Genomic DNA, 18,803 nt, shown 5'->3' on the forward strand with positions numbered 1-18,803 from the left:
CAAAACAACCGGCAGCCGGCTCAGGAAAACAGCAGCGCCGACAATTTGCGGCGCGCGGCCAGCGTCGCCTCGTCGGTCATGCCCCAGGCCTCGAACAGCTGCAGCAATTGCGTCCTCGCACCATCCTCGTTCCAGGCCCGGTCGGCCTTGATGATGGCCAGCAGATTGTCGGCTGCGGCCGTACGGTCGCCGTTGGCGTTCTGGATCATGGCCAGATCGAAACGCGCCTGGTGATCTCCGGGATTTTCCGCAAGGCGCCGCTCGAATTCGGCTGGATTGCCGAGAGCCGCCGCCTGCGCCGCAACCGCCATCCTGGCGCGCAGAGCTGCCAGTGGCGGCGCATCCTTCTTGGCCTCCGGGGCTGTTGCCAAAAGCGCCTCGGCGCCTTCCGTGTCGCCGGCCTCGAACAGCAGCTCTCCCAGTCCGGCGATCGCCTCGATCGTCTCCGGCGCCTGCGCCAGGATGGCGTCATAAATGTCGGCCGCGGTCTGCATGTCGCCGGCGTCGCGCGCCTCGGTCGCCGCAGCCAGAGCTTCGGCCACCGGCGGCGCGCCATTGCCCTTGCCGCCGACCTTGGTGATGAATTCGTTGATCTGGCTCTCCGGGATGGCGCCCATGAAGCCATCGACCGGCTGGCCGTCCTTGAAGGCGATGACCGCCGGGATCGACTGGATGCCGAGCTGGCCGGCGATCGACGGATGGTCGTCGATGTTCATCTTGACCAGCTTGACCCTGCCGCCGGCGGCCTTGACCGCCTTCTCCAACTGCGGCGTCAGTTGCTTGCAAGGTCCGCACCAGGGCGCCCAAAAATCGACCAGCACCGGCTGGCGGCGCGATTCCTGGATGACATCGGCGGCAAAGGCAGCCGTCGTCGTGTCCTTGATCACATCGGCGGGAGCGGCGGGCGTATCGCCAAGCGCGACTTTCGCCGGCGCCGGCGCGGTTCCACCATACTGCACCGAGGTGGTGTACTGGCCGCCATTGCCGCCAAAGGGGCCGCCGAACGGATTGTTGTCGCTCATCTCTTTACCCTTCCGTGGCGCCGCCGGCCGGCAGCCAGGCGCCCTATGCTTCAGACCATCGGTTTTAAGCCATCCATGTGGCGATCACGCGGAGACTTTCAAGATAGCAGCATCGTGCCCGGTTGCCTCGACGAATCTGATCAGGTCGCCCGCTGCGATCGATGTCGTCGCCTCATTGGTCAGCGGATGCCCATTGATCACCGCATGCTCCATCAAATCCTTGTCGAGCACGAGCTTGACCCTGTTTGCCGTGTCGTTGATGATGCCAAAGACCGTGACGGCGCCCGGCGTGACGCCGAGCAGCTCCATCAGCATCTCCGGTTTGCCGAAAGAAACCCGGCTGGCGGCGCCGATCACCTGGTGGATCTGCTTCAGGTCGACGACCGCGTCCTCACCGACGGTGACCAGAAAGAAATTGTCCTTCTTGTCCTTCAGGAACAGGTTTTTCGTGTGCCCGCCGGCGATCTCGCCGCGCAGCGCCTGCGAATCGGCGACGGTATAGAGCGGTGGATGGCGCTTGGTCGAGGCAGCAATGCCCAGCTCGGCAAGAAAGGCAAAAAGTTCGGCTTCGGTCTTCGGCATCGGTTTCGTCTTCGTCCCGTTTGTGAGCCCATGCCGTTTACGGCCAATGGGGCGGCCGACACAAGACCGTCATGCGACATCACGGTGAGCGGCACCCGCCCTTTGCGGTGGCGCCCCCGCCGCGTGCCACTCGCGCGCCCGCCGGCGGCTTGCCGGCCTCGCTTGCCGGGTCGTAAAAAAGCCTGCGATTTCCCTGTTGCAATCGCCGCGCTCTTCAGCCATATAGGCCCGGCTTGCGGCCAAGACGCCGTGCGAGCGGGTGTAGCTCAGGGGTAGAGCACAACCTTGCCAAGGTTGGGGTCGAGCGTTCGAATCGCTTCACCCGCTCCAATTTCCTCTAAGGAAATCAAGCATCGAAAAGCCGCGGTCCGCCGCGGCTTTTTCGTTTTTGGACATTGTCGAACTGGGAGCTTGGGCCGAACTGCGCTTCGTCCATCCGCCTCTCATGTCACATAAAGTTACAGCCAGGAACGCTTCCCGCCTCGCCTCGTTAGCCCTCCACCACCTAACGATGGAGAAAAACCAATGCAGGATATTTCCGGTAAGCGCGTCGCTATCCTTGCGACAAACGGGTTCGAACAATCCGAGCTTGAAGTTCCGCTCAAAAAATTACGCGAGGCGGGCGCCGAGGTCGATGTCGTGTCGCTCGCAAGCGGCAAGATCAAAGGCTGGGACCTCAAGGACTGGGGTCGGGAGATTCCTGTCGACAAGACGTTGGATGAGGCGCGGTCGGACGACTATGACGCGATCGTCCTGCCTGGCGGGGTCATCAATCCGGATCTGCTGCGCGTCGAGCGAAAGGCCCTGGACTTCGTCGAATCGTTCTGGTCGGCCAAGAAGGTCGTCGGCGCGATCTGCCATGCGCCCTGGCTTCTCGCCGAGACCGGCATCGTAAGGGGTCGCCGGGTCACGTCTTACAAATCGATCAAGACCGATGTGATCAACGCCGGCGGTCTGTGGGAGGACATCGAAGTCGTCACCGACCAGGGGCTCGTCAGCAGTCGCAATCCCGGCGATCTCGACGCGTTCTGCGACAAGCTCGCCGAGGAGATCAGGGAAGGGCGGCACGACAGAAGGGTTGCTGCCTAGCCGCCTGTCCGCCCAGACGATCGGTCGCGCAAGCTTTTCACAGTCAGCCCTTCGCCCCATCCGCCTTCCGCAGCGATGCCTGATGCACCAGCGAGGTCCAGCTGTTGGTCGAGGCGAGGTGGCAATAGAGCAGGCCGAGCGCGCCTGATTTGCGCAGGTCGAGAAACGCCTCGTCGCTCAATTTGTTGAAGGCCGGCTCGTCGATCACCTGGAAGTCGGTGAGGTTGAGAATTTCGCCGCCTTCCAGCGTTACTTTGCTCTGGCGCGGCGCAAAAAGGCCGTGCGCATCGATCTTTTCGACCATCTCGCGGGTAGCTCGGAAGTCGATCTGGAACTGGTTGCAGAAGGCAAGCGCCTGTCTGGTCGCTTCGGTCGGCTCGTTGCCGGCGAAGAACGGCAGGATCTTGTCGTCGCGCAACGGCGCCAGCAGCTGGTCGACGATGCGATTGCTGGCCCGTTCGACGCACAGCGTCAGCCGGCCGGCCGATGTCGGGTCTTCGGCCAGGATGAAGGGATAGCGGCGGACATAGGCGGGGATGTAGTGCGGCCCGGTCCATTTGCCGTCGGCATCGACGAACAAATTCTCGTTCTGGCGCACGCCGGTGATGATCACCGGCGACTTGGCCGGGCCGATGAAGACGATCGGGTAGGAGCGCATCGCCGCCGGCATTTCAGACGCGACCACCGGAATGGCATGCGCCGTGCGGGCGAAGCCGAAGTCGCTGCGCGCGGTCAGGCCGAGCGAGCCGTGCCGCGCCGGATTGAGCGCCTCGGGCCTCGAATAGAACAGCGGCAACGCATCGCTCGGCACGTCCGTCTTTGCATCCGCCATCATCCGTCTCCCGCACGCCCATCAGGCTGCCAATGGTCCCGAAGCCGGGATCTATGCTTTGTTTGCGCTGATCTTGGATCGAAAGGAATCCCGCGCAGGACAAAGTACTACAGCGTCTCTTGCGCGCATAAAAGGACAGGCGGTGCTGTATCTTTGGGATTTGCGGCGATCGATTGTCTTGGGGAACACGACCGCCGCCTGCCCGCCTCTGGACAGCTTGCGGCGAAGCGGCGACAGTGCCGCCGCTGGAGCAATTCCGGGAAAAGTGTGCAGCGGTTTTCCCTTGGCAATTGCGGAGAAACAAAAAGCTGGATCGGATCCGAACGCTGAACCGCTCCAGCGCACAGATTGAGGCAAACGGGATGGCGTCGGTGTCGGATTTCGAGCAGGGACAAACCTTCACCATCGAAGTCGGGGGCAAGCAGATCCCGCTCGAACTGAGCGCGGTCAAGCCCATCGCCGCCAGCCCGCGCCTGGGTGGCGGTTTCTCGCTGCTGTTTAGAGGCCCGCGCGACATCGCGCTGCCGCAGGCGACCTACCTTTTCACTGGCACAGGCGGCACCCACGAGATCTTCATCGTACCGGTCGCGGCCGACGCGACGGGGCGGCTCTACGAGGCGGTGTTTAATTGAGCTTAACGCAGCAGACTCATCGAAATCCATGCCGCTGCTGTGCAGAAATTTGCGAAAGGCTGGCGGGACAGCGCCCCCCTCTGTCCTGCCATCGTCTCACGAACCTGCGCACCGCTGCCGAAGTAACCGATAGCGCCGCCTGCGGTAGGCCTCCAGTCGTCACAAACCGACCCTCCCGCGCCCCGGCGCACATTCCATCAAATCATAAACGCCCTTGTCCTCGACAACCACGAAACCCAGCGCGACATAAAGCCGTCTCGCCGGATTGTGCTTCTCGACGTGGATCGAGGCTGATTTGCCGGCTAACCATGCCTCGTCGATAAGGTCGCAGAGCAGTGCGGTGCCGTGGCCCTTGCGGCGATGATGCGGCAGGAAGGCAATGTCGATGATGCGGTGCTGGCTTGGCCAGCGCTCGATGTAGAGCCGGCCGATGTCTTTCCCCGCTCGTTCCACCACCAGCCAGTCGGCCTCGGGATAATGTTTTCGGTAATGCGCGTGCTGCGCCTGGAACTGCATGCCGAGGAAGTCGGCCTTCTGCGCGTCGCTCCACGCCGTCACCGCGAGTTCCTCGAGACGCGTCGAAGCATAGAGCCGCGACAGGAACGGCATGTCCGCGTCCACTGCCGCACGAAAGCGGAGCCCGGCCTTGTCGGACCGCGACCAGACCGGACGGGCCTGCTTGCCTTCCGCCACGCTGCCGGAAATCAACCGTCAGACCGGCGGCGTCAGGTCGCGCACGACGACGATCTGCTTGAGATTGTTGTCGGTCAGCGACGTCCAGTTGTACTCCCATTCGGAACTGTCGATGCCCATCTGGTTGATCGTCCACAGGCCGTTGGTGCCGTCCGGCATGCGCGCCAGGCTGAACAGAGCAAGCCGGCCATCGGCATTGTAGTTGAGCGTCAGGCGCGTCGAGCGAAGGGATGCGCCGAAATCGCGCCATCCCGACCAGTTCTGGGTGTAGGCATCCCATTGCGCGTTGAATTGGAGGAAGTGCTGGTCGGCGGCGACCAGCACGATATCGCCGTCGCCCTGGATGCCGGCGGCAAGCGCCAGGTTGGACGCCCTGGAGTAGCCAGGTGTCGCCCACTGCGTCCACGTATCCGATCCGGCGGGCATCTGGCGCGTATGCAGCACCTGGCCGCTCTGGGTCAGGGCGAACAGATTGGTGGCGCCGAGCGGGCCGATCACCGGCGCCATCTCGATGAAGCCACCTGTCTGGGTCGTGTCGATCTGCACCCAACCCGTCCAGTCGGCGGCCCTCAAGGCCCGCGCCTTCGCCTGCTGGCAGCGATAGAGATGCAGGTTCGAATTGATGCCGAACAGCGCGATGCGGCCGTCACCCTGGCGTATCGCCGAAACCGTCACAAGCCCGCCGGGGATCTGGATCCAGTCGCTCCACGGTTTGGCCGGCGGCGCCGGCACGTCGACGGTGACGACGATCGGCGTCGTCGTACCCGGTGGCGTGATGGTTTTCTGCACCTGCACGATCTGGTCCGGATTCTGGTAGATCCACCAGATGCGGCCCTGATTGTCGGTGACGAAGACTTCGATGCGGCCATCGGCATCGCGCGCCATCGAAAGCTTCTGGTAGCTGGTGGCGCCGGGCGGCGTGCCGATGCTCATCGGCGCGGTCCATTTCTCGACCGGGCCGATCTGGTTGGCGTCCTCGGTGATGAAGGACAGGTTGGTGGTTCCCGATGGCTGCGCGACCACCGCGACGCGGCCGTCCCTGGTCAGCCCCGCCGTCATGATCACCCAGGCGCCGGGCGCGATGAACGACCAGGCCGAAGGCCATGGCCCGTTCGGCGAAAGCTGCGCCTTCTGGATCAACTGCCCCTTGGCGGAATCGATACCCACCACCATCAGCCGAGACAGTTCGAAGAACGAAGCGCCGGCCGGCTTGTGCTGGTAAATGGGTGGGGGGCTGGACGGCGCCGGGCGGGCCCTGGCCCTGGAGGGCGCTTTCCGCGCCGGCGTCTTCGCCGCGGGGGCCTTCGACTTCGGTTCTGCGTTCTTGGCCATGATATCGGTCCTGCCCTGTTGGCTCGGTCAGCCTCTTGGTGGGAAAATGCCTTGCAGCGCAATGCAGAAGGTTAGTGTGAGGTAGGGCATCCGGTTGTTGTGCGGCAGGCCGCCACCCGCCGGAGCCAGCATGTTGGCCGCCATCGGCACCATGTTGACGGTCGTGTTCTTGTAGGCGTTGGCGTTGGTCGACCTGGCGATCGCCCGCGTCGGCGTCGGGATCTGGAGGTCGGCGGGGTCGGTTACGGCGCGGATGCTGTGGTTGTGCATCGGCATTTCCGATTCGAGCAAGGTGACCGTGTCCGAGCCGCCGAACTGCCCGAGATCATAAAAGCTCAATCCTGGACCTTGGCCGGGCTGCATCGGCACACTGCCTTGCATGTCCGGCAAGGCGAAGGTCGACTTGCCGTCGCCGCCATAGGTCGTACCCAGCAGCGAGAACAAGGCCGTGTTTTGCGAAATCGGCAGGATCTGGCCGTCGCAGACCGCCCAGCCCACGGGCGCGAAGTTGAGCGGGAAAATTCGGATTTCTGCTACGAATTGGTCCGACATGGTCCTGTCCTATGTTGGGGTCGGGAAAACGCCGAACAGCGAGATGATGAAATTGACGCAGAGATAAGGCTGCAGGTTGGTGTGGGGCCAGCCACCGCCAGTCATGCCGACCACGGGATTGGCGAGGTTCGCCGTGGGCGTGTCCTCGACATAGAGCTTGCCCGTGGAAGACTGGGCCACGACATTGTTGGCGGGGCTCGTCTGGCTGGAGATGCTGGTCGTTGCCAGCATCGCGTGCGTGTGGCCGGTCATTTGCTGTATGTTCAGCGTCACGTCCTCGACGCCGCCGGTTTGCCCGATGATAAATCCGGTCCCCTGATGGAGCGGCACGCGGCTGGCCAGGTTCGGCAGTTTGAATGTCTCCTCACCGTCGCCGCCATAGGTGGTGCCGATCAACTGGAACAGGGCATCATTTTCGGAAATGGGTATCGTCTGGCCCTGACAGAACATCCAGCCGGCGGGCGCGAAGTTTCCCGCGAACATGCGAATCTCGCCGATGTAAACTGTCATGGCTGCGCGTCCTTCAATTCCGCGACGGGAAGATGCCTACCAGAGCAATGCAAAAATTCAGCACCAGATAGGGCTGCATGTTGTCGTGTGGCTGACTGCCGCCCATCGCGGTGACGCTGCTCGGTGTCAGCGCAGTCAGATTGGACGTTCCCGGCGCGTAAAGCTGCGCGGGCGATGCCGCAAGCACATTGCCGGTGGCGACGAAGAGATCGCCGGAAGCCGATGTCGCGCTGGCGCTGTGAAAATGCTGGGGGATCTCCAAAAGTGTGAGCGTATGCGCCTGCTCGCCGCCCCGTTCGCCGAGAAGATGACCTTGGCCACCGGTGTGCGTCGGAACGCGCCCACGCAGGTCGGGCAATGCAAAATTCGTTTGCCCATTGCCGCCATAGGTCGTGCCCAGCAGAGCAAACAATGCCTGGTTCTGGTTGATCGGCAGGAACTGTCCGTCGCAGAACGCCCAACCTTGGGGAGGGAAGTTGAAAGAAATCAACTTGATTTCCGAGAGATACGGCTCGGCCATATACACCCCCAAACGTTCAATTTGTAGTAAAAAGCCAATCTCTACATGACGTTACGTTAGATCACCCACCGCCACAAAGCAATCTGCTCGGCCAATACATTTTGTAATTTATTCCAGCGCCACCGCGCGCAACGCCCGCTTATGGCAGGGGCGGCTCCGTAACCCCAACAATGGTCCCGAAGCCGGTGTTGTTGTGGTCGGCGGCCACTGTCGCGGCACCGCCACCCGAATGGCTGTTGAGACTGGCGAGATAGGCCTGAACCGCCGTGTCGTCGGTGGCGCTGCCGGCATAGCCTTCGATCTTGTCGATCACATTGAACCGCTGCCGCACGCGGATATCGGTGACGCCAGCTGACGGATCGACGCTCAGCGTATTTCCATGGATATCAAAAGTCAGCGTGCCATTGTCGGGCGTGCCGGAGGCACCAGCCTGGCTCGAGGTTATCCCGCCATTGACGCGGATCGCCTCGAGCGCGGCTGCGGTCGTCGTGCTGACGGTGTTGTTGGTGATGGTGGCATTGACGATCCCATTGCCGTCGCCGTTCGCGACCAGGATGCCATAGTTCGCGACGTGCGTGACAGTGTTGCCGTCGAGCTTGACGGTCACCGTGTTGCTGCCGGTGGCGGTCCCGTTGACGGAGACACTGATACCTGGTCCGGTGCCGGAATCCGCGTTGTTGATGTTGTTGTTGAGGATGTTGCCCGTGAACAGGCCACGCACGACCGGCGATGCGGCACCGCCGCGGTTGACGTTGATCTGCGAGCCCGCGCCGCCGGCACCAAACAGGGTCGCATAGTTCGCCGTGGTGAAGGTCGCGTTCAGCACATTGAAATTATAGGTGCCGGCGCCGTTCTGATCCATGTCCACGCCAACGAAATTGTCGGTGAAGGTGCCGCCGCTGCCGGCGACGCCGGCCTGGCCGACATCGAAATCGATGTTGCCCGAGCCGTTGTTGATGAGCTGGATACCTCTCGCGAAATTGCGCAGGAACGACGAGTTCGTGACAAGGCCGGTGATGTTGGCGGTGCCGTCGGCCTGCAGCAGCAGGCCGACATTGCCTGGCGGTCCCACGGAGGTGTCGCGGAAGGTCGAGCCCGAAACAGTGATGTTCAACGTGCCGCTGTTGTTGAAGACGTTGAAATTGTCCTCAAGGCCGTTCGCGATCACCGAATTGGTGATGGCAACCGTGCCGGTCAGGCCGTTATGGGCGGCATCGGCGGCGCGGAAGCTGATCGAGCCCTCGTCCGCCGCGGCGCTGGTGCCGTTCACGCCGGAGGCTGCGTTCACCGTGCTGTTGGCGAGCGTGAAGCCGTTCACCTCGAACCCGCGGATACCAAAGTTGTCGAAATCGTTCAGCTGCAGACCATTGAGCTGCACATCCTTCGTATTGCTGAGGTAGATGCCGGTGCCTTGCGTGGCGCTGCCATCGGCGCCGGTCTTGTTGGCGATGACGCCCCCGCCGGTCGCGCCGACGTTGGTGCCATTTCCAGTCACATGCAAGCCGCCATTGCCGAGCGCCGTGCCGGTATTGACCAGGATGATGCCGTTGGCGCTACCGCCATTCGATGTGATGCTCTGGAAGACAAGGTTCCCCGAGCCGATATTCGTGTTCTCGACATCGAGCGCGGTGCCGGTCCCCGAATTGATCGTGCTGCCGGGGCCGGTGGCGGTAACCGTGCCGCCGCCGGTGGCGCTGAAGCCGGTGGTGTCGCTGGTTGAGGTATCGATCGCCAGCTTGTTGGTGAAGCTGATCGTCGTGCCGTTGGTGCCGCCATTGGCCACCAGGTTGATGCCGTCGCTAAAGCTATTCGATGTTATGGCGCCGTCGAACGAGATCGTGCTGCCGCCGCCGGCGGTGCCGGTGTGGTTCTGGACGTCGATCGCGGTGGCGTTGGCGGTGTGGGTAATGGTGCCATTGTAATCGATATTGGCCGAACCGCCCGAAACCAGGAACGCCGTACCCGTTGCACCGCTCAGCGCGCCGGAACCGAGGTCGACCGTGCCGCTGACGTTGGTCAGCCTGACATTGTTGGCGCCGCCGACCGAATTGGTCGAATCGAGCGCGATGCTGGCGGCGACGCCAGAGAGATTGATCGCCTGGCCGGTGGTCGCCCTCACCGTTTCTGCGGCAGCGGTAGCTGTGATGCCCATCGTGCCGCCGGTTCCAACAATGCCGGTGCCGCTGGCGGTGTCGATGGTCACGCCGCCGGTGAAGCTGACCGTGCCGCCGGTTTGCGAGACGCCGACGCCGGTGGTCGTGTCAATGTTGGCGAGGCCGGTGATGTTGAGCGTACCGCTCGCCACCTGAATGCCGCCGCCCACCGTGACGGTGCTGTTCAGGGTCACCGTGTTGAAGGTGAAGACGCCGGTGTTACCGGCGTTGATCGTCATAATGCCGGCAGTCGTCGCCGCGGCAACGCTCGTGTTGCCGGTGACGGTGAAGGTACCGGCGACGCCGTCGAAAATGATGCCGCCGCTGCTGCCGCCTGAACTGATGCTGGTCACCACCATATTGACGGTCAGCGGATCGAGATCGAACGCCGCGCCATTCCCCGTGAAGACGCCGCCGCTGCTGCTGTTCAGCGTGAAATTGGTGGTCTTGGTGTTGGCGAGGACGCCGGTGCCGCCATTGTTGAAGACGCTGAACGCGCCGAGATCGAGGGTGCCGCTGGTGTTGGTGAAGCTGAGGCCGTCGCCCTGGACGCGCCCTGGGCCTGGTGAGCCAACACCGATCGTTCCGGCGCTGACAGTGCCGCCGGCGCCGTTGGAGTCGAAGCGGACATTGTTGAAGGCGATGCCGCCGCCAGTGCCGCCGAGCACAGTGTTGTCGGCAAAGGACTGGATCTCGACCGAGTTGTCCGTCGCGCTGATGTTCTGGCCGGCAAAGGACGCGGCCAGCGCCGATCCCGTCGATTTCAGCGTATTGCCGTCGATCGAAAGCAGAAGCGTGTTGGCCGGCGCAGCTGATGTGGAGAAATCGAGCGCCCTGCCGCCGGCCGCGATGTCGTTGTTGCGGAGGAAGAAACTGGAGGCGGACGTCGCGTTGACGGCGACACCAGTGCCGGTGCCTGTGTTGCGGATGATGAGGTTCTGGAGGCCGCCGGTGACGACGCCCGAGCCTGATGTCGCCAGATCGACCACCGAGCCGGCTGTGTTGCTCTGCAGGATCGGCCGTAGCGTGTCGATGCCCGCCGGTGCCGCGATGATCGGCGAGTTTTGCACGGTGGTGAAATGGAACGCAGCCGAAGCGCCGGCGCTGGTATCGACGCCGAGCTGCGAGACATCGACGGCCGCGTCGTCGCTCTTGAAGGCGAGCAGTACCTGCCCGTCATCGAGCTGGAACGACGTACCGCCGAGGTCAATCGTCGCCTGGCCGCCGTCGACGTTCTTGTCGATGAGCACAATGACATTGGCGGTAGATGCCTGGGCGTTGGTATAGGTGCCCGGATTGAGCAGGCTGCCGTCGCCAAGGGCGGTGGCATCGGCGGTGACATAGTAGACCTTGTACGAAGACAGGTTCGACGTGTCGCCGCTGAAGTTGACGTCGTTGAAATTGTAGTCGCCCGATGTCGGCAGCGTGTCGGTGGCGTGGATGACCTGGCCGTTGCCGAAGGTCTCGATCTTCGATTCGGCCGGGCTGCCGCCGTCGCCGAACACCAGCCTGGCGTTGGTGGCGCTGGAGAACTGGACGCCCTGGGCGACCTTGGTGATGGTCGACGTCTGGCCAGCCGGGCCAGGATTGTTGTTGAGGAGGTCACCGAGCTGGATCGTGCCGGTGCCGGTCGTGCCGGCCATGTCGATGCCGATCGACCCTGTGGAGTTGCCTCCATTGACATCAAAATCGTCCGCCGTGATGGTGCTCGTGCCGAGCGCCGCACCGTTGAGGTCGAGGCCGACGGCGTTGGTGGCGCTGGCCGCGATCCCGATGTTCAGGCTGTCGAAGCTCAGCGCCGAACCGAGCGTGCCGGAAATGTCGACGCCGCGCGAGGTGATGTTCTGCAGGTTGACCGCGCCGAGGTCGATGGCGCCGCCGCCGACATTGTTGAGCGACACCCCGGTCGCGGCGCCGTTGCTCGAAATCGAATCGAAGGTGATGCCGCCTGCGCCGACCGCCGTCGCATCGCCAAGCTTCAGCGCGGTTCCCGTGCCGGTGGTGATGGTGTTGCCGGTGCCGCTGACGCTGATCGTGCCGGCGCCGAAGGTGCTGGCGCTGAAGCCGGCGCCGCTGGCGGTGGTGATCTTGAGGTTGCCGCCGGTAAAGGCGAGCGAGCCCGTGCCCTGGGTCGGGCCGATGCTGGGGAGCTTGACGATGGCGCCGTTGGCGCCGCTGCTGGTGTCGAATATCTTCGAGGTGCCGGAGAAGGTGGCCGTTCCCTCGGACGATCCGTCAAACAAGACGCCGACGGCGCTCCCGGTATGATTGATCGTGCTCGAAATATTGTACACGCCCTCGGCGTTGCCGCTGAAGGTGAAGACCGCTGTCCCCGGCAGTGCTACTGCCGAGGTCGAAACGACCGAACCGCTCATGTTGAGCTCGCTCCAGTCGCCGCCGCCGACTTGCAAGACGCTGCCCGCGCTGACGTTGATCGAGCCGGTGTAGTTCAGTGTGGCGTGGACAAGATCATTGCCGCCGGCGAGCGTGATCGCTGAACCAGTGGTGCTTGTCGTCGCGCCGATGCTGGCGCTGCCGCCATTCCCGCCAACGTTGACGGTCCCGCTCGAGGTCGTCAATGCGATACCGATCTCGGCGCCATCGATGTTCAGGGTGGATCCGGCGACATTGGCGATGTTTATGGTGCCGACCAGCGGCCCACCAATATCGAACCCTCTGTAGCTGACGTCGAGATCGGTCTTGCCGGTGAAATTGACCACGCCGGCGCCGCTCAGGCCGATCAATGAAGCGCCGATGTAGCCGGTATCCCTCAGGCCGCCAATGTTGACGTCGCCGCCGAGATTGATACCTCCAAGCAGCACACCAGCGCCGGTACTCGTGGATACGGCCGAGACGCTGTCGAAGGCAACGCCGCCGGCGCCGACATTGGCGCCGAACAAGATAAGACCGTCGGCGCCGGAATTGATCTCGTTGCCCGTGCCGATGACCGTAACGGCGCCGGTGGTAAAATCTCCGAAGGCGATGAAGCCGGTGCCGGTCGTCGTCGTTATGTCGAGACCGCCATTGGTGAAATTGATCGCGGAATTGGTGTTGGGGGCCGGTGTGCCTGCGGGGAAATTGCCAACGAGACCCAGGCTGACGGCGTCCGTCGCGCCCGAGCTGATCACCTTGCTGGTGCCCGAGAAGGTGATCGCGGCCGAGTCGTTGCCGGCAATGACGATATTGCCGCCAGCGGCCGCGTTGGTATCAGTCAGGTTGCCCGACAGCGTCACCGAGCCGCCAGTCATGCTCTGGATCGAAACAGCCGCGGCGGTGCCGTTGCTGTTGATGGTGCCGGCATAGGAGATGATCGCGCTGCCGCCGCTCCCGGCAGTCGTCGAGCCGACATTGAAAGCCGTGTTCGCGCCGGTGTTGGTCAGCGTGCCGTCGCCAATGGTCACCGTGCCGGTCAGGTTCTGCAGGTTGATGCCGCCGCCGGTCAGCGTGCCCGCCGGACCGCTGTTGGGCAAGCTGCCACGCGTGACCGTGATGTCGCCGCTGCCGCCATTGGCGTCGAGCAGCGTGCCGGCGACGTTGATGTTGTTGTTGGTGATCGACAAATTGGTGTCGAGGCCGACGACCTTGAACGCTGTCTGGCCCACGGCGACATTGCTGACCGTGACGCCTTCGATGAAGATGCCGCCGGTATTGACGAAGCCAGCCGCGCTCCCGTCGACGAGGAAGACCGAGCCGCTGCCGCCGCTGAAGTCGAAAGCGGTGTCGCGCACCTGGTTGTTGCCGAGCAGATGCAGGGTATCGCTGCCCGTGCTCTTGACCACGCCCTCATCGCCGGTGACGTTGCCGCCAGTAGCGCCGAGATTGCCCTGGACATTGACCGGCTGGACGGTACCGGAGGTGAGGATGGAGGCGCCGTTGCCGAAGCCGATGATCGACTGGCCGGAATCGAGCGTGAACGGGGTGCCGCTGAGATCGACGGTGCCGACAAAGGCGAAGTTCAGCGTGCCGGTCATGGCATCGGCCTCGGCGACCGTGTAGGTGGTCACGTCGGCGCTGAGCCCGTCCGTGTTGGCGTGGACGATGCCACCGCCCTGGGAAATCATGATGGTCCCACCGACCGCGCTGGCCAGATGGGCGGCGCCGGTGAAGTTGACGTCGTCGAAATCATAATTGCCGAGCGTCGGATCGAGCCCGATCGTGTTGACGGTGTAGCCGCCGGCGGCGGCGCTGATGGAGGACTGCAGCCCATCGGCGGACGTGCCGTCGCCGAAGGTGAAGTTGGCGTTGGCCGAGGTCGCGGTGGCGCCGCTCGACGACAATTCGACGCCGACGCCGACATTGGAAATGCTGGAGCCGCGCAGGAAGGTGATGGTCTTGTTGCCGGTCGTCGACGACAGGTCGATGCCGCGCGAGGTCAGGCTGCCGGTGCCGGTGATCGTGGTCAGGCCGAAATCGGCCCTTGTCGAGGAACCGCTCGAGGAACCGCTGAAGTCGATGCCGGTCTGGTTGGCGCCAACCTCGTCGATCGTGGTCGTGCCGAAGCTGATATGTTCGTTGATGTCGAGGAACTCGATGCCGGCGGTGCTTGCCGCTCCCAGCGTAACCTGGGTTGTGCCGAAGGTGACCGTGCCATTGTCGGCAATGAAGATGCCGGTGCCGCCAGGCGTCGTCACGGTGACCTCGCCAAAGCTCGCCGATGCCGTGCTGGCGACATTGGTGACGGACAGGCCGGTGCCCGTGGCATTGGTGATCGACAGCGGCGCGGTCACGTTCAACGTCGCGGTGCCGCCGAGGCTGCTGACAAGCGCCCCGCCGCCACCCGTCGCCGACAAGGTCGGGCCAGTGAAGCTGATGGCGCCGCCGGCCGGGGTCAGCGTCGAGCCGATCGCGAAAAGATTGCCGGTGCCGGTGGAGGTGATGGTGCCGCTGAAGGTCACCGAGCCGCCGGTGGTGCCGTCGACCTTGACCGCCGCGGCTGGCGCGGTTGCCGAGCTGGAGACGTTGGCCGCTACGCCGACTGTCGCGCTGCCGCCGGAAACGACGACACCGTCGCCAGCGCCCGAATTGGTGATGGTGCCGCCGAGGATCGTGATCGAGCCCGTATTGTTGGTCAGGCTGACATCGGTGCCCGCGACATTGGTCGTCACCAGATTGGTGATGGTGAAGGTCGATGACGAAGCGTTGATTGCAAGGCCGTTGATGCCGGCAGCGGTGCCGCCGACAGTGACATTGCCACCCAGGAACTGGCCGCCCGAGACGGCATTGAAGTTGAGCGCCGTGGCCGTCGCAACGCCTGTCGTGATGCTGTCGAACGCCATGCCGCCGGTGCCGATGGTGATGCCGTCGAGATTGATCGCCCGGCCGGTGCCGGTGGTGATCTGCTCCGTGCCCGCGGCCGCGACTGTGATCGTGCCGCCCCCGGTGGCATCGAAGCCGGTACCGGTCGTCGTGGTCAGGTCCAGCCCGCCGGTGAATTTCACCGTGCCGCCGGTGTTGGCGGACAGGTCGATCGCGTTGGCCGAGCCCGTGCTGGCGGTGATCTTGCCGCCGAAGGTGGCGGTGCCGCCGGTCTGGCCGATGATCCTGACCGCGTTGGCCGCATTGGCCTGGTCGATCGTGCCGTTGTAGGTGACGTTGGGCACCGCACCGTTGATGTTGAAGGCTACATCGCCCGTGTTGGTGATGGAACTCGCGGCCGCGAAAGTCAGCGTGCCGCTCGAGCCGCTCCAGATGGCCACGCCCCTGCCGCCGCCACTGATGTCGAGATCGTCGAAGGTGGCGATGCCGTCGAAATTGTTGGCGAACAGCCCGACGTTGGCGGCACTGGTAATCTTGGTGTTGCCGGTGAAATCGACGGTCGCGCTCGAATCGACAAGCACGATGCCGGTTTGAGATGCGGTCTGGACGGTCAGGTCGTCGACCGAGACCGTGCCGGTCACACCATTGAGGTAGAGGCCGGACCCGACATTGCTGGCCATCACGCCCTGGACGGTCAGGCCGTTGATGCCCAGGCCGTAGATCGCCGAGCCGGAACCCCCGGAAATGTTGAAATCGAGCAGCGTGTTGCCGTTGCCCAGCGTCACGACATTACCGCCGCCGGAACTGGTCAGCGTCGCCGCACCCGCTGAATCCGATATGGATTCGTCATGATGGATGTTGGTGCCGGTGACATTCAACGGCACCCCGCCGAGCGAGAACGCGCGGTCGTTGCCGAACGAGGCCAGTTCCTGTCCGTCGCTCAGCGAGAAGCCGGTGGCGTCGTCGATTGTCCCGCGGTTGACCAGGACAATGATGGCGTCGCTGGCGGTAATGCTGTCGGCATATTCGATCGAGGCGAGGTCGGTGATCGACGTGCCGCCGCCCGAAGCCCCGGCCGCAACGAAGATGTAATTGCGCAGATCGTAAAGTTGCGGGCCGGAAAACGCGGTCGTGCCGAAAGCGTAGTGGCCGCTGCCCTCATTGAGCCCGCGCGCATCGAGCGAGGCGGTGATGCCGGAGATGGAGCTGGAATTGCCGCCGAAGGTAAATTCGGCGTTGGCCGTGGCGCCCGGCGTGCCGGCAATGCCCAGCCGCACGCCGGTATCGACATTGGTGATGACGCCGCCATCGGTGATGATGATCACCGCGCCGCCAACGCTCGGCGACGTCAGATCGATGCCGATCGAGCCGGCAGCACCGGTGCCGGTGATGCTGAGCGACTGCGCGGTGAAATTGGTCTTGGATCCGGAGAAGTCGAGGCCGGTGCCGACACCCAGTCCGGAGATGACGATGTTGCCGGCGACCACCGCCGCATTGACGCCGGCAAACGAGATGCCGTCGGCGCCGGGGTTGGTGATGCTGATGTCGCCGAAGCGGATCGTCGCCGGCGAATCCGAAATGGCGATCGCCGGTCCGGTCGTGTTGGAGATCGTCGTCGCACCGTTGACGGTGAAGCTGCCCGCGACATTCTCCAGCACGACACCCGACGTGCCGCCGCTCTGGCTGATCGAGTCCAGCACCACATGGGCGGTGATCGGATCGATGAAGACGGCGGTGCCGCCATTGCCTGACACGGTGCCGCCGGTGGTGGTGAACGTGCCTCCGGTCGACGTGCCCTGCACGGTGATGCCGCGGTCGGTATTGTCCTGCGCATTGACGGTGGCGAAGGTGTAGGTGCCCGTGCCGGTGATATCGAGACCGTCGTCGAGATTGCCCTTCAGCAGCGTCGTGCCGGTGAAATTGTAGGTGCCGTCGCCGTCGATGTGCAGGCCGTCGAGGCCGTTGCCGGTGGCGGTGAAATTGGCGCCGGTGATGCCGGTCGAACTGCCCGTGAAGTCGGCGCCGTTGCCGCCCGCACCGGTGACCGTCACATTGGTCAGCGTCGCGCCGGTGATGTTGTTGCCGAAGATGCCGTCGCCGCCGCCGGTGATGGTGATACCGCTGAGCGTGTTGCCGTTGCCGAGCGTAAAGACGGGGTTGGCGACGTTGGTGCCCTGGATCGTGCCGTCGCTGCCGCCCAGGTTGAAGGTGCTGGTGCCGCCGCCGAAAAGCCTTGCGGTGACGCTTTCGCCGCCGCCGATGACGGTCTGTCCATTGGCAAGCGTCACCCCGCCAGTCGTCAGATTGCCGTTGCCGCCGAGTGCCACGACAAAACCGTTCGCACCCGACTTGGTCACGGCGTCGTCCAGCGTCGTCGGGTCGGCCAGCGTGCCGGCACCGGCGAGGCCGCCATCGGCGTAGTAGAACTTGCCGAAGGCGGCATTGGTGGCGGCGTTGATGGCGACACGCGTCGTCGAGCCGCCGGTCAGCGTCTGCGACTGGACGCGGACGCCGATATCGCCACGCACGCGCTCGTTGACGCGCTTGCGCAGGCCTTCGCTGACCGGATAGACCGGCTCCGGCCCGCTGTCGGCCCCATTGTCCGAGCCGCTGCCGGGATTGAACGGGATGTTCAGCCGCACACTGCCGGCGAACTGGGTGTCGTCGCGATTGTCGTTGCGGACCTCGCCGGCGAAGACCAGTTCCGTGTTGCTGCCGAAGACATCGCCGATCGTATACTCGAAGCCGGCCTTGGCGCCGGTGACGCTGCCGTCGTCGCCATGCGGATCCTCGAAATGATAGCCGCCAATGTCGAGCCGCAGCGAATGCTTGTCGGGCAGGTTGACCGGCACCTGCGCGCCGATCTCGCCCTCAATGCCCCATGCCGCGTAATCGCGGTGGTCGAGGACCGAGATCTGCTCGATCAGCTGGTTGCTGACCATCGACAGGGTTGAACTGGTCGAGTGATCCGTCGAATCACCCTTGATAGGCAGATAGACGTTCACATGCGCATCGAAATGAGGCGTGATCGCTTCGGCGCCCAGCGTGGCCGCGGTGAACTGGGTGGAGTTGTAGTTCTCGAGATTGAGATAGGCGTAGCCGCCGATCATCAGGTCCGGGTTGACGATGCGGCGAATGCCGAGGCCGACATCCTGGCCGGAACCATCCTTGAAATCGTGCTTGGCCCGGACATCCAGGAACAGCACGGATTCGGCCGTCTGCTTGAGCGGGATGAAACCTTCGAGCGCGCCGTTGCCGCCATTGTTGTCGGCGCCGATGATGGCGCGGATCTGCGGCTGCCATAGCCCGTTGGGATCGCCATAGGCGGCCATGCCTGAAAGGCCGAGCGCCAGCGTCGTCAGTGCCGTCGTCTTCCAGAGATGCCTGGCGATTCGCGAACGGCGATAGCCGGCGTGCACGCGGAAATCCTCCCCACGCGCCGCCATCTCACCAACTTGCCGAGGCGTCTCGGTAGTTCCCATCCCTGGCGAGTCCTTCGGGGACTGCACGCACCCCGTGTAAAATCTTACTCGAATTCTATTGTATAGCGAGTCTCCGGCGCTTCGATTTCTGAGGGCCTCCTGCAATATTGTTCGTTGTATCCGAAAAGCCACAGTAATTTCGCCGGCT

11 protein-coding genes and 1 tRNA gene are annotated in these 18,803 nt (G+C 63.8%); 3 read left to right on the top strand and 9 right to left on the bottom strand.

Translation table 11 applies throughout. The features are described 5' to 3' along the window. Window positions 1–20: 20 nt before the first annotated feature. Entirely contained in the window at window positions 21–1,022 is a 1,002-nt protein-coding gene (gene trxA, locus A4R29_RS28875) for a thioredoxin (RefSeq protein WP_027162862.1), read from the bottom strand. A gap of 84 nt (window positions 1,023–1,106) precedes the next feature. Next, window positions 1,107–1,604 carry a prolyl-tRNA synthetase associated domain-containing protein gene (locus tag A4R29_RS28880; RefSeq protein WP_063173396.1) on the bottom strand — a complete coding sequence of 166 codons (498 nt, stop codon included), beginning with the start codon at window positions 1,602–1,604 and terminating at the stop codon, window positions 1,107–1,109. A 255-nt stretch (window positions 1,605–1,859) separates the two neighbouring features. Here A4R29_RS28880 and A4R29_RS28885 point away from each other — a divergent pair. Together A4R29_RS28885 and A4R29_RS28890 are read left to right on the top strand one after the other, a co-directional pair. Further along, a tRNA-Gly gene (locus A4R29_RS28885) sits at window positions 1,860–1,934 on the top strand. A gap of 195 nt (window positions 1,935–2,129) precedes the next feature. Beyond that, complete coding sequence (locus tag A4R29_RS28890) at window positions 2,130–2,693, top strand: type 1 glutamine amidotransferase domain-containing protein (RefSeq protein ID WP_063173397.1); 564 nt, start codon at window positions 2,130–2,132, stop codon at window positions 2,691–2,693. Between the two features lie 43 nt (window positions 2,694–2,736). Here the strand turns inward: A4R29_RS28890 and A4R29_RS28895 are convergent, their stop codons facing one another. After that, window positions 2,737–3,528: a SapC family protein gene (locus A4R29_RS28895; protein WP_244506878.1), complete on the bottom strand. Its 792-nt coding sequence runs from the start codon at window positions 3,526–3,528 to the stop codon at window positions 2,737–2,739. 233 nt (window positions 3,529–3,761) lie between these two features. On the opposite strand from A4R29_RS28895, the gene A4R29_RS28900 reads away from it, so the two are divergent. Beyond that, the gene (locus A4R29_RS28900) at window positions 3,762–4,157 is read left to right on the top strand and encodes a DUF6916 family protein (RefSeq protein ID WP_244506879.1); all 396 of its coding nucleotides are present in this window, start codon (window positions 3,762–3,764) and stop codon (window positions 4,155–4,157) included. Between the two features lie 159 nt (window positions 4,158–4,316). Here the strand turns inward: A4R29_RS28900 and A4R29_RS28905 are convergent, their stop codons facing one another. The 6 genes from A4R29_RS28905 to A4R29_RS28930 all read right to left on the bottom strand — a co-directional run bounded on the left by A4R29_RS28905 (window position 4,317) and on the right by A4R29_RS28930 (window position 18,619). Beyond that, window positions 4,317–4,865: a GNAT family N-acetyltransferase gene (locus A4R29_RS28905; protein WP_063173398.1), complete on the bottom strand. Its 549-nt coding sequence runs from the start codon at window positions 4,863–4,865 to the stop codon at window positions 4,317–4,319. Window positions 4,866–4,868: 3 nt separating this feature from the next. Next, window positions 4,869–6,182 (bottom strand): DUF8189 domain-containing protein, encoded by a 1,314-nt coding sequence (locus A4R29_RS28910; protein ID WP_063173399.1) that lies wholly within the window; start codon window positions 6,180–6,182, stop codon window positions 4,869–4,871. Window positions 6,183–6,209: 27 nt separating this feature from the next. Then, window positions 6,210–6,734 (bottom strand): phage tail protein, encoded by a 525-nt coding sequence (locus tag A4R29_RS28915; protein WP_013528766.1) that lies wholly within the window; start codon window positions 6,732–6,734, stop codon window positions 6,210–6,212. A 9-nt stretch (window positions 6,735–6,743) separates the two neighbouring features. Beyond that, window positions 6,744–7,244 (bottom strand): phage tail protein, encoded by a 501-nt coding sequence (locus A4R29_RS28920; RefSeq protein ID WP_063173400.1) that lies wholly within the window; start codon window positions 7,242–7,244, stop codon window positions 6,744–6,746. 13 nt (window positions 7,245–7,257) lie between these two features. Beyond that, complete coding sequence (locus A4R29_RS28925) at window positions 7,258–7,764, bottom strand: phage tail protein (protein WP_063173401.1); 507 nt, start codon at window positions 7,762–7,764, stop codon at window positions 7,258–7,260. Between the two features lie 139 nt (window positions 7,765–7,903). Next, a complete protein-coding gene (locus A4R29_RS28930; RefSeq protein ID WP_244506989.1) occupies window positions 7,904–18,619 on the bottom strand; it encodes a beta strand repeat-containing protein in 10,716 nt (3,571 codons plus the stop codon). Window positions 18,620–18,803 lie beyond the last annotated feature (184 nt).

This window comes from Mesorhizobium ciceri biovar biserrulae, assembly GCF_001618845.1.
GTDB lineage: Bacteria > Pseudomonadota > Alphaproteobacteria > Rhizobiales > Rhizobiaceae > Mesorhizobium > Mesorhizobium ciceri.